Annotated in this window: 13 protein-coding genes; 5 read left to right on the forward strand and 8 right to left on the reverse strand. The window is 52.1% G+C overall.

Annotated features, from left to right (window positions below; genetic code table 11):
• The first annotated feature begins 45 nt into the window (after window positions 1-45).
• The 5 genes from hutU to hutI are packed head-to-tail and all read left to right on the forward strand — an operon-like array spanning window position 46 to window position 5,869.
• A complete protein-coding gene (hutU, locus tag CJO09_RS09260; RefSeq protein WP_119442108.1) occupies window positions 46-1,764 on the forward strand; it encodes a urocanate hydratase in 1,719 nt (572 codons plus the stop codon).
• Window positions 1,761-2,360 (forward strand): HutD/Ves family protein, encoded by a 600-nt coding sequence (locus CJO09_RS09265; protein WP_119442109.1) that lies wholly within the window; start codon window positions 1,761-1,763, stop codon window positions 2,358-2,360. Before hutU ends, CJO09_RS09265 begins: the two co-directional genes overlap by 4 nt.
• The gene (locus CJO09_RS09270) at window positions 2,357-3,733 is read left to right on the forward strand and encodes a formimidoylglutamate deiminase (protein ID WP_119442110.1); all 1,377 of its coding nucleotides are present in this window, start codon (window positions 2,357-2,359) and stop codon (window positions 3,731-3,733) included. The genes CJO09_RS09265 and CJO09_RS09270 overlap by 4 nt, the downstream gene beginning before the upstream one ends.
• A gap of 25 nt (window positions 3,734-3,758) precedes the next feature.
• Window positions 3,759-4,577 (forward strand): N-formylglutamate deformylase, encoded by an 819-nt coding sequence (gene hutG, locus CJO09_RS09275; RefSeq protein ID WP_119442111.1) that lies wholly within the window; start codon window positions 3,759-3,761, stop codon window positions 4,575-4,577.
• A 41-nt stretch (window positions 4,578-4,618) separates the two neighbouring features.
• A complete protein-coding gene (hutI, locus tag CJO09_RS09280) occupies window positions 4,619-5,869 on the forward strand; it encodes an imidazolonepropionase (RefSeq protein ID WP_119442112.1) in 1,251 nt (416 codons plus the stop codon).
• Here the strand turns inward: hutI and CJO09_RS09285 are convergent.
• From CJO09_RS09285 to CJO09_RS09320, 8 genes are all read right to left on the reverse strand, one after another.
• The gene (locus CJO09_RS09285; protein ID WP_245961278.1) at window positions 5,866-6,327 is read right to left on the reverse strand and encodes a MarR family winged helix-turn-helix transcriptional regulator; all 462 of its coding nucleotides are present in this window, start codon (window positions 6,325-6,327) and stop codon (window positions 5,866-5,868) included. The genes hutI and CJO09_RS09285 overlap by 4 nt on opposite strands.
• 19 nt (window positions 6,328-6,346) lie before the next feature.
• The gene (locus CJO09_RS09290; protein ID WP_245961279.1) at window positions 6,347-7,099 is read right to left on the reverse strand and encodes an ABC transporter permease; all 753 of its coding nucleotides are present in this window, start codon (window positions 7,097-7,099) and stop codon (window positions 6,347-6,349) included.
• Complete coding sequence (locus tag CJO09_RS09295) at window positions 7,096-7,887, reverse strand: ABC transporter permease (protein ID WP_119442113.1); 792 nt, start codon at window positions 7,885-7,887, stop codon at window positions 7,096-7,098. The genes CJO09_RS09290 and CJO09_RS09295 overlap by 4 nt, the downstream gene beginning before the upstream one ends.
• Complete coding sequence (locus tag CJO09_RS09300; RefSeq protein ID WP_119442114.1) at window positions 7,884-8,648, reverse strand: ABC transporter ATP-binding protein; 765 nt, start codon at window positions 8,646-8,648, stop codon at window positions 7,884-7,886. Before CJO09_RS09300 ends, CJO09_RS09295 begins: the two co-directional genes overlap by 4 nt.
• On the reverse strand, window positions 8,649-9,644 hold the full coding sequence (locus CJO09_RS09305) for an ABC transporter substrate-binding protein (protein ID WP_119442115.1): 996 nt from the start codon (window positions 9,642-9,644) through the stop codon (window positions 8,649-8,651).
• Window positions 9,634-10,641: a 3-hydroxybutyryl-CoA dehydrogenase gene (locus CJO09_RS09310; RefSeq protein ID WP_119442116.1), complete on the reverse strand. Its 1,008-nt coding sequence runs from the start codon at window positions 10,639-10,641 to the stop codon at window positions 9,634-9,636. The genes CJO09_RS09305 and CJO09_RS09310 overlap by 11 nt, the downstream gene beginning before the upstream one ends.
• Before the next feature lie 2 nt (window positions 10,642-10,643).
• Complete coding sequence (locus CJO09_RS09315; RefSeq protein WP_119442117.1) at window positions 10,644-11,720, reverse strand: NAD/NADP-dependent octopine/nopaline dehydrogenase family protein; 1,077 nt, start codon at window positions 11,718-11,720, stop codon at window positions 10,644-10,646.
• A gap of 145 nt (window positions 11,721-11,865) precedes the next feature.
• Complete coding sequence (locus CJO09_RS09320; RefSeq protein ID WP_119442118.1) at window positions 11,866-12,336, reverse strand: CopD family protein; 471 nt, start codon at window positions 12,334-12,336, stop codon at window positions 11,866-11,868.
• Window positions 12,337-12,382: the final 46 nt, after the last annotated feature.

The following is a 12,382-nucleotide window of genomic DNA, read 5'->3' on the forward strand; positions in this document are numbered from 1 at the left end:
ATTGGCCAAAAAACAGTTTTTATCGATTCAGAAGGGACGCTTGAAATGACTACTTTCACCCACTCACAAACAGAACTCGACCCTCGCTTTGATCCTAATCGCATTATTCGTGCCCCGCGAGGTAGCGAAAAAACATGCAAGAACTGGGTCACCGAAGCAGCGTTCCGTATGATCCAGAACAATCTGGACGCCGAAGTCGCGGAAAACCCAACACACTTGGTGGTTTATGGCGGCATCGGTCGTGCAGCACGCAACTGGGCTTGCTTCGATCAAATTCTGGAATCGCTCAGGTCCCTTGAAGAAGACGAATCGCTGCTTATTCAATCCGGTAAACCGGTCGGTGTTTTCAAAACTCACCCCGACGCGCCGCGGGTGCTCATTGCCAATTCCAACCTGGTACCAAAATGGGCCAACTGGGAGCATTTCAACGAACTCGACCGAAAAGGCTTGTTCATGTATGGCCAAATGACAGCGGGCAGCTGGATCTACATTGGTAGCCAAGGCATCGTGCAAGGAACATACGAAACCTTTGTCGAGGCAGGCCGGCAGCATTACAAAGGTAACTGGGAGGGTCGCTGGATTCTAACGGCCGGCCTGGGTGGCATGGGCGGCGCCCAACCCCTGGCGGCAACGTTGGCCGGTGCCGTTTCGCTGAACATTGAATGCCAACAAAGCAGTATCGACTTTCGGCTAAGAACCCGCTACGTCGACAAACAGGCCAAAGACCTTGATGAGGCTTTGGACATGGTGAAACACCACACCGGAAAAAATGAGGCGGTTTCCATAGCGCTTCTTGGTAACGCCGCAGAAATTTTGCCTGAACTGGCCCGCCGTGCCAAAGCGGGGGAAATCAAGCCGGACCTGGTGACCGACCAAACATCTGCGCATGACCTCGTTAACGGATATTTGCCTAAAGGCTGGACAGTCGAAGAATGGAAGGCCGCCCAAAAAGATCCTGCTAAACATACCGAACTCACCCGGCAAGCCACGCGCTCCTGCGCAGAACATGTACAAGCCATGCTCGACTTCCATGCCATGGGCATTCCCGTGGTTGACTATGGCAACAATATCCGACAAGTGGCTTATGATGCCGGCGTCGAAAACGCCTTTGATTTTCCCGGTTTTGTACCAGCCTATATTCGCCCTTTATTCTGCGAAGGCAAAGGGCCGTTTCGTTGGGTTGCCCTTTCGGGAGATCCTGAAGACATCTATAAAACCGATGCCAAGATCAAGGAATTGTTCCCCGAAAACAAATCTGTCGCGCGGTGGCTCGACATGGCAAAAGAACGCATTGCGTTTCAGGGTTTACCGTCGCGCATATGCTGGCTGGGTCTGGGTGAACGCAACCTGGCAGGCCTGGCATTCAACGAAATGGTGCGCAATGGCGAGCTTAAAGCGCCAATTGTCATTGGTCGAGATCACCTGGATACAGGTTCGGTGGCAAGCCCCAACCGTGAAACTGAAAGCATGCGAGACGGCACGGACGCCGTATCCGATTGGCCGTTACTCAACGCCCTGCTCAATACCGCAGGCGGCGCCAGCTGGGTTTCTTTTCATCACGGTGGTGGGGTGGGAATGGGTTATTCACAGCATGCGGGAATGGTTATCGTGGCAGACGGTACAGACGCCGCTGAGAAACGTCTTGCCCGGGTACTCATCAACGATTGCGGTTCAGGCGTGATGCGCCATGCCGACGCCGGCTACGAAACAGCCATAGCATGCGCTAAGAAACATGGGCTCAAACTGCCAATGATTCAGGCATGAAACATGTAAATGCGGCTCAAGTCCCCGCCCACCTGTGGAAAAACGGGCGCGGCCGTACTCGGGAACTCGATATCTATCCCGAGTCGGCTGAGCTGGATAACTTCATTTGGCGCGTCAGCGTGGCCGACATTGATGAAGATGCCGACTTTTCAGAATTCAACAATATTGACCGAATCATTACCCTTATCCAGGGTGAAAGCGCCATTTTGCAATTTGATAATGGCCATCATCACACACTTGAGCCGTGCCGTCCGTTTCGCTTTCAAGGGGAGCAAAAAGTCAGGGCGACTCTGCCTCACGTGAGTGTGAAAGACTTGAATCTCATGATGGATCGTCGCCGTGCCTCGGGCTGCGTTCTATTCCAGTGCGAAGCAGCCGAAATTTCCTGTGACCCGGAGTCACTCTATTGGCTGTTTTGCCCGAACGGCCGATGGCACATTAAAACCCAAAATGCACAGTCAACAGACGTCTGGGAATTGGGATTGCATGACTATCTAAGGTTCGATCCGTCGCTAATACGTTTGTCTTTCAAGCCGGAAGTCACCGGCAGTACGCTTTTGATCGCCCAGGTTCAACACGGAGCCTCAGCCTTATGAACGCTGTCTTTGCCAAAATTGCGCTTTTACCAACAGGTTGGGCGAGCAATGTCTATCTGCAGTGGAACGATAAAGGAATCCTGACATCCGTCGCTGTAAATAAAACCCATCCATCCAACACGCCATCTGTTGAGCTGTTGCTCCCTGGAATGCCCAATCTCCATTCGCACGCCTTTCAACGTGCGATGGCCGGATTAACAGAGTATCGCTCATCAGTCGACGACAGTTTCTGGAGCTGGCGCACACTCATGTACGCATTCGCACAAAAACTGAATCCCGACTTGCTTAAAGCGGTTGCAAGCCAGTTGTACCTGGAAATGTTGAAGGCCGGTTATACATCAACCTGCGAATTCCATTACATTCATCATGACCAAAATGGGCGTCCCTACGCCCCAGTTGAAGCACTCTCAAGCTGTTTGATTGAAGCCGCCGAACAAGTTGGCATTGGCCTGACATTACTTCCAGTCATGTATGAATATAGTGGTTTTGGGCAAACACCGCCGCATGCCGGCCAAGCTCGATTCATCAATTCACCCGACTGGATACTGTCTCTATTGGACCGTCTGGCAAAACAGTTCCCGGAACATGAGGGTCTTCGCTACGGCGTCGCACCCCATTCCCTGCGTGCCGTTTGCGAACCCACGCTTAGAGAACTGCTTGAAAATTTAACCCACTGGAATCCGCTGGCACCGATTCACATCCACATTGCGGAACAAACCAAAGAAGTGGAAGACTGCCTGGCCCATTACGGTCAACGGCCAGTTGAATGGCTGTTGAATCATTTTGACGTTAACAAGCGCTGGTGCCTGGTGCACGCTACTCACATGACTCAACAAGAAACCATCGCTGTCGCAAACAGCGGTGCCGTGGTTGGCATATGCCCTTCTACCGAGGCGAACCTGGGCGACGGCATTTTCAATGGACCCGAATATTTGAAAGCAAACGGAACTTGGGGCATTGGGTCCGACAGCCACATTACGGTCGATGTTGCCGAAGAGCTACGTTTATATGAATACTCACAGCGGCTGGCACGACGCCAACGAAACATACTGGCTTCTGATTCACAGCATTCTGTAGGCCATTATTTATATACGCACGCCTTAGCCGGCGGCGCACAAGCCAGCGCACGCCCCATCACCGGACTGGCACCCGGGCAACGAGCGGATGCCCTGTCGTTGAACGTGTCACACCCCGACCTGATAGGGAAAGGCGGCCATCAAATACTCGACAGTTTTGTTTTTTCGCGCCACGGTGGCGCATTAATTGATTCCGTACTGGTTGCAGGACAATGGCGTGTTCAAAATGGCTTCCATGCGCAAGAAATCGCAATTCTGCAAGCCTATCAACGTGCCATGACAACCCTTTTGGCTTAAACGCCCCAAAGATCAAGGTTAAACCATGAGTTCACTTGAACCTGTTTTTAAATTTCATCGCGGTACCACCCCTTTACTGGTTTCCATGCCACACACGGGTGTGCATATTCCAGACGCCATTCGCGAAAACCTTACTGACGCTGCACTGCGTTTGCCCGACACAGACTGGCATCTTGAGATGTTGTACAACTTTCTTCACGAAATGGGTGCCTCCGTCATCATTGCAACACACTCTCGATACGTTATCGATTTGAACCGCCCAAGAGACAATGCAAATTTGTACCCAGGACAAGATACGACAGGCCTGTGTCCGCTTGACACCTTCCACCGCGATCCAATTTACATCAATCACGCCGAACCCGGTCCGGAAGAAATTTTGCAGCGCGTACAAAACTACTGGCTGCCCTATCATGAACAATTAAACGCCGAGTTAACGCGCTTGAAACAAACGCATGGCATCGCGCTGCTATGGGATGCGCACTCTATCTGCTCGCGCGTGCCGCGCTTTTTCGACGGTGTATTGCCGGATTTCAACATTGGAACCGCCAACGGCACATCATGTAACCCAGGCCTACAAGACGCGCTACAAAAAATCGCTGAAGAGTCCGGCTATACATGGGCGGTTAACGGCCGTTTCAAAGGTGGTCACATTACACGACATTATGGTCGCCCCGACCAACAAATCCACTCAGTTCAACTGGAATTATCGGAAGCAACATACATGCAAGAAGACTTTCCTTATTCTTTCGATAATACGCGCGCTGAACGCGTCCGCCCTGCGCTAAAGGCGTTCCTTGAGCAAATGGTTCAATGGGCAGGCAAACAATCAAAACGCACACAATAGCTACACCGTAGCCCTTAATTCCAGCATAACAAGGACTTCATATGACCGATGACACCAGACCCCAATGGGATGACCTATGGACCAACGTTCATCTGGCTACCCTTGCGCCAGGAACGGGCTATGGGGAAATCCGAAATGGCGCAATTGCGGTGAAAGACGGCCGCATCGCCTGGCTGGGCCCGCACGCAAATTTGCCGTCAAAAGCTCAGGTACAACGCGAACATAACGGGCAAAACTGTTGGCTCACACCGGGTTTAATCGACTGTCACACCCACATTGTTTACGCGGGTAACCGCAGCAATGAGTTTGAAGCCAGGCTTAACGGCGTGCCATATGAGGAGATTGCGCGCCAGGGTGGCGGCATCATCTCGACTGTTAAAGCAACACGGGAAGCCACCGAGGAAGCATTGCTTAAGTCCAGTCTGCCTCGTGTCCAGGCCTTGCTAAACGAGGGCGTAACAACATTGGAAATCAAGTCGGGGTATGGGCTAGATATAGCCACCGAATCGAAAATGCTACGCGTTGCAAGGAAAATTTCAACCCTGTTTCCTGTGCGCGTAAAAACCACCTTTCTGGGTGCACACGCTTTACCGCCCGAATACAAAGGCCGGGCAGACGACTATATTGATTTGGTCTGCTCGGAAATGCTCGACACGCTGGTTGGCGAAGAATTGGTTGATGCGGTGGATGCGTTCTGCGAAAACATCGGATTCACACGCGCACAAACCGAACGTGTTTTTCGCGCGGCACAAAAACACAAGCTTCCGGTGAAACTGCATGCCGAACAATTGTCCGACCAAGACGGCAGCTCACTAACCGCCCAGTATAACGGGCTCTCCGCTGATCACCTGGAGTACCTCTCAAGCAACGGTGTTCGTGCCATGGCCCAGGCGGGTACGGTGGCGGTTTTGCTGCCAGGCGCATTTTATTATTTGCGTGAAACACGGTTACCGCCCATTGAAGTACTACGACAGCACGGTGTTCCTATCGCAATATCCACTGACTGTAACCCCGGTACGTCACCGTTAACTTCGATTCTGTTAACAATGAACATGGCCTGCACCTTATTCCGTCTGACGCCGCTTGAAGCACTCACCGGTGTTACCCGGCATGCGGCTCAAGCACTAGGCTTACAGCACGAAACAGGATCTTTACAGCCTGGCTATTGGGCCGATTTTTCGTTATGGGCCATAGATCGTCCAGGGGATCTTGCCTACGCTATCGGTTTCAACCCACACTGCGCAACCGTGTTCAAAGGTCGCGTTGTTGACAAGAACTACAGACAAACTTAAGCAAAATTACCCCAAATCTTCTTCAACAAACGCTGAAACTCGTGTTGTTCCTCAATCGTTAACCCCTTCACTGAGCGCTCATAAATAGCCCAGGCCGGGGGCAAGACCTTGTGGAATTGCTGCTCTCCAGCCGACAGCAAATGAATTTCCAACACACGCTGGTCGGTTGCGCTGGGTTCCCGGCGCACATAGCCGGCCTTTTCCATCACAGTAAGCGCGCGCGACAAGGTCGCCTGATCCACGCCTGCCGCATTGGCCAGTGCACTAATACCCAAGCCATCGGTTTCACGCAAAAACGCCAGTACACGCCAGTGCAGCAGCGTCATGCCGTGCTCACGCAATAAAACCTGGAAATCGGCATTAACAGCACCCGTGGTGCGATTAAGCACATAGGGCATAAACGTTTCATGGCCCTGGTATGTTTGCGTAAAGTCTTGTTCTTGTTTCGTGGGTTTCACTTTCTTTGCCCGATTCTGATTATCCGCTACGGTCGACCACCCGTTGTAGCGTGCCAATCAGCCAGTTTAACGCCAAGCCTACAATACAAATCCACACCAACGGCACAAACATATCCAAAGTTCGATAAGCACGGGCGGCAACGGTTAGCATGTGTCCCAAGCCGTCGGTGGACGCAATCATTTCAGCCAGAAAAACCACCACACAAGCAATAACACCCGCGACGCGCACACCAGCCAGAACCGTTGGAACGATTGACGGTAGTGTCACCTTCCACAAACAAGCAAGGTTCGATGTCCCCGCAGCTCGGGCAGACCAAATCAATTTGCGATCGACCGCACGTGCCGCCGACCACGTTGCCATAAGAACGGGGAACAAGGCATCAGCAACAATCAGCGCCACTTTCGACGCATTTTCGAAACCGAAAATCAGGATAAGGGCCGGATACAGGGCAATCTTGGGAATGGGCGCCAGCAAACGCACCAAGGCGTCAAGCAATGCCGCACTAAAGCGCGATAATTGTGCCGCTAACCCCAGTACCACGCCCAACACAACCGCCAGACTTAATCCAATCGCCAGCCGGTACAAGGTAATACCAAAGTTGCCCCAAAACTCGGCGCTCGCTGCCTGCTCCAGCAAGCGAACGACAATATCGGACGGCGCAGGCAAGAGTTGCGGCTCAATCAGCCCCGCCCGACAAACAACTTCCCAGACGACCAGCACAAACAAGGGAGAAATGCATAAACGCCCCCAACCCATCATGGTTTGAGTCATGCGCCCCCCTCGTTTGAATCGGCCCAACGGGTTAAGTATCGCCGAACACGCTCGAAGAGCGCATCAAGCACAAAACCCAGTATCGCCAACACCAGGATGGCGGCATAAACCGTTGCATACTGCGCCATGTCCATGGATGTGAATAATAAATTCCCCACCCCTTCCTGGCGCGCAATCATTTCCGACGACACCATCACAATCAGGGCCATCACCACCCCAACCCGGCAACCAATCATGATTTCGGGTAACGCAGCCGGCAAAATCACCTTGAACAAGCGGGCCACCGGCCCCATTCCCATCGCTTGCGCAACCCACACCAATTTACGCTCAACACGGCATGCTCCCTGGTAACTGTGGTAAAGCACGGGCAAACTCACCCCCATGGCAATCACGAAAATTTTGGAAAAGCTACCCAAACCGAACCAAAGCATCAAAATAGGCATTAACGCCGCCTTGGGCATCGGGTAAGCCAATGAAACCAAAGGGTAGAAAATTTGATAAATGATTCGGCTGCGCCCCATTGCCAGACCCAGGGGAATCGCCACCAATAACGCCCACACATAACCTGCAAACATTCGGCCAACCGACTGCAGAATTGCCCACAAAGCAGCAGGGTCGGTAATTAAAAAACGCAGCTCTTTCACTGCCGCTATCGGGCCTGGAAACGACGTGAAACCCAAAAACCGTGATGCAGCCGACCACAGCACGCCAAGAAAAAGTATTGCCAGCACGATGCCGACAGCGGGATGCTCGTACCATCGTAACGAACGACCTGCGGCCTGCTTCACACTTGCTCCTTCTCGGTAAGCAAGTTTTCAAGATGAACGATGTAGTTCTGGTAATCGCGATTCAGCAGCAGCTCTGCACGTACACGTGGCCGCGGCAAGTCGATATCAATCACTTCCCGAACCGAGCCCGGACTGCCGGTTAAGACCACCACCCTATCGGACAAATACACCGCCTCATCAACCGCGTGGGTGACGAACAACACGGTATTGCGCAGTTGTTCCCACAGCGATAACAACTCGGCCTGCAACACCAGGCGCGTGTGCGCGTCCAATGCGCCGAACGGTTCGTCCATAAGCAAAATCGCAGGTTCATAAGCCAGCGTGCGTGCAATAGCGGCTCGCTGGCGCATGCCTCCAGACAACTCTCGCGGATAAAATCCGGCATATTTATCGAGGTTGACCTTCTCCAGCCACGACAAGGCGCGTGCTTGGGCCTGCGCTTTGGGTACACCCTGTTCACGCAAACCGTAAGCTACATTTCCCAGCACTGTTTTCCAGGGGAACAACGCATATTCCTGAAAAACCGGCCCGCGATCGGGGCCGGGTTGAACAATACGTTTGCCATCCACCTTAACTGCACCCTCGGTAGGTTGCTCGAAGCCGCCCACAATGTAGAGCAAGGTGCTTTTCCCGCAACCGCTTGGCCCAAGAATCGAGACAAACTGACCTGCGGGAATCTGCAAGTCGATATCCACCAAAGCCGGATGCGCCTTGCCGCGTGCCGTTTTAAACGTTTTATTCAGGTGCTCAATACTGATCATTTACTTTACCGGCGCAATAATATCGTCACGAACGAACTCTTTGATATCAAGCGATTCCTTCAAGAAACCGGCTTCATGGTAAAGGTCGAAAGTTTCCTGAATCGCATCGATATTAGGCTTCATATTCGGTTCGCGATGGAAGTCTTTTGGTGTCAGCAAATATTTGGAAAATACTGCCGCCGGTGCGCGGGTAATTTCCGAAGTCACCTCCGCAGCCAACGCAGGGTTTTCCTTTAACTTGGCCATGGCATTCTGCAAATCTTTAACATAGGCCTTGACCACTTCAGGATTGGCATCGGTATAAGCCTGGCTGCAACCTTCAAAAATCTGCACGTTAGGATTTTGTACATCCAGCAGTTTGAATAAAGGCCGCAAACCGCCTTTTTCCTCATTCAAAACCGTGAACGGCGGAACCATGGGGCCGGCGTCAACACGCCCTGAGCGAATGGCATCGGCAGAAGGAGGAAAGCCGGTTTCAACAATTTTCACGTCTTTTTCAGGATCAAGTCCATTTTCTTTTAGCCAAAGCAGCATGTGGTAATACACGCCGGAGCCATACGCATTTGTACCAATCACCTTGCCTTTCAAATCTTGGGCCGATTTAATCGGACTATCTTCCTTAACCGCCCAATACACCGAAAAACTACCGGGTTCTTCCGCCGCATGTTGTGCAACGATGTAAGGCTTCAAGCCGCTTTCAATATAACCTTGCGCCATCGACATAGGCGCCATCGTTGCGCAATCAAGTACATCGGCGCGCATGGCCTGAACCATCGGAGACGTTCCCTGAAACTGCGTCCATTTAATCGTGTACTTTTTACCTAAATCGGGGAAAAGTTCCGGACGCTTCATCATCAAATACTTTGATTCTTCAGCAGGAATTGTCCAGCCCACCCGCAGCTCCGGCACGTCGGCCGCTACGGCCGGCGCGTAAACAGTGGCGGCCAACGTAGCTGTTGCCGTTGCGGCCAGTAATGCTTTGACTTTAGTTTTCATCGCTTATTTCCTTAACAGTGGTGGAAGGAATGCTTTGGTCCAAACCAAAATGCCGTAGCATGCCCAAAGTACGTGCCAGCACATCACGCCGGTACGCGTTCAAGTCGACGCCCTCGTAAGACAAAAAACCATTTGCCGACCGCAAACCAATTTTCCCTTCATGCATATATCGTTTGATAATGTCTGGAGCGGCATATCGGGATGCGTCGAGGTTGTCGGAAAGATAGTGGCTGGCATGGTAAAGAATATCGTTCCCACCATAATCAATAAATTCCAGCACACCAATACTGGCGAAACGGAAACCCAAACCGTAGCGTGTCGCGCGGTCGATTTCTTCAACCGATGCAACGCCCTCTTCAACCATACGGGCCGCCTCGTTCATAATTAAAGTTTGCAGGCGTGGCACAATGAAACCGGGCGAGCAAGCGCACTGTACAGGCACTTTGCCAATGCCTGTGAGGCTCTCTTTCAATGCGTCCAGAGCTTCACCACTGGTTTGATCATGTGCACTGATTTCAACCAACGGAATAACGTAGGCGGGATTCAACCAGTGCGCATTCATGAAACGCTGCGGGTGCGTCACCATACCGGCAAGTTCCGAAGCAAGCATGGTGGAGGTCGTGGACGCAATAATGGCCGTGTCCGGCGCGCCCTCACATATACGTTTCAAGGCATCGCGTTTAGCCTCCAGCGTTTCGGGCACGCCTTCATAAATAATTCCGGCGGTTTTCAATACGTCGCCGGAATGAGCCAAATCTACAATATCAATACGCCGTCGAATTGAGGCGACTTGATCTACACTAAATAATTCAAGATCGGCTAATTGTTGCAAGGCCGTAATCAGTTCTTGGTCGATCTCCTCAGACAAGGCCTGAAATTGCCCTGCATCACGCGGCTTGAAATCCACAACGGCGACACTTTGCCCACGAATGGCATAGGCCAGGGCAATTCCCCTGCCCATGCGCCCCGCACCAATTGCAATAATAGATGCTGCCATATTCAGTGCTTTCCGGTAACCAGCATTTCACGCAAATCATCTTTACCCAGACTTGCCAAACCCAGCGTTGCAAGCGAACGCGGCCCTTTGCGCAGATCTTGCCCGACAATGCCGCCGGCAATAGCCAGCAACCCTTGGCTAATCGGCGCATCGATATTGGCCCAGTCTCCCACTGAAGCCTGAAATGACAAACCCAGCATCGTGTCTTCGGTCATGTAACGATGGTGGTGTAAGTCGATATGTTCACGCCAATCGCCGCTTTTCACCAACTTTTTATGCACATTCCCATACATCCATTTGTCACTGTTGTAATGATCGGCCAAAGGGAAATGAGGTGCGCCGTAACCCAGCGCTTCGCGAATGGCAATGCGCTCCAGATCGAGCTTGTCGGTTACTGACCGGACCGCAGGTTGCGTTCCTTCGTTATGAATGTCCCACGCTTCGAAATGCTGCAAAGGCGCTGCGTTCATCAGGATAAGTGGAGGATGAATAATAGGGCCTGCGTTCATCAATGCCCCCGACATCGCATCTTCACACGGTTCGATCACCGGGAACGCCTCGCGAATGACGCTTAAACCATGCTCGGTTCGAGCGGCTGGGTACACACCGGTAGGCAGCCGCGTTGCCCGTGTTGTAATCGCAACCGTGTTCGGACCATGTTTACGAACCAGCCAGGGCAATGTGCCTGTTTCCGCCCAGGTTACTTCGGCCTTGTTACCTGCCGCTTTCACCGCTTCCGCCATAATGAAGCTGCCGAACGTGCCGGGCGGCAGGTACACAACCTGCCCATCGGTTAAATGGGGCGCCATCGCATGGGCGATATCCAGTTGAGCAAGAGCCGGGGTGGGAATAACGATGAGCTGCGCGCCTTTCAATGCCTCAGAAATATCCGTGCATACATGCGCGATTCTGATATCACGCTGGCCCTCTTCGTCTTTTACAGTAATGCAACCACTGTCAATAACGGGTTGCAACGCGGCGGTATCCCGCCGCCAGAAACTGACCTCGTGCCCAGCTTCGCTTAGGTCTGCGGCAGCCGCATAACAACCATGACCACCCCCCAAAACCGCTACTTTCATTCCAACTCCCTGTTAGCAAAATATATGCAGATGCATACAATGAGTTAACAGTAAGGGATTTGGAATCTAACCAACAATAAGGGTTAGTGCGGATTTTGCCGAAAAACGGGATGGGGATTTCCCGAGGCGGGAAAACGGTGACCTGTTAATACATTGACGCAACGACAACAATAACCAGACCCAGGACCATATTGACGGTAACCCATTTGCGTACCCGAGACAGTGCCGCAGCAGCCGATGGCCAATCTGCCGTGGAGACAGCCTCAACCATGGGCGGATAAAGCCTGAAACGAATCACAAAAAAGATAACAACCATGACAACGCCCAACGTAGCCATAATTGTCCAGGCCAAGGGCATATTAAACTCCATGCCTGCCTGCACCATAACTTTGGCTGCCCTGCCAATCATCCATAACCCCGTAGCCAACACAATCAAGGCAGCCCAAAGTACATGGCCAAAAAACCGTTTTAAGACACTGCACATAAGCGCGAGCCGGGTGGGCGGATCAAATTCAGTCAAGGACGGGCGCAAATAAAAATGCGCAAACACCATACCGCCAACCCATAGAACCACTGCCAGAACATGCAGCGTTTTTAATAATGCGTCTAAAACCATGTGGCCACCTCTTTAAGCGTTAGGGTCTAGCGTACCAAAAGAAAAA

It is taken from the genome of Neopusillimonas maritima, from assembly GCF_003576595.1.
In the GTDB taxonomy this organism is placed as follows: Bacteria; Pseudomonadota; Gammaproteobacteria; order Burkholderiales; family Burkholderiaceae_B; genus Neopusillimonas; species Neopusillimonas maritima.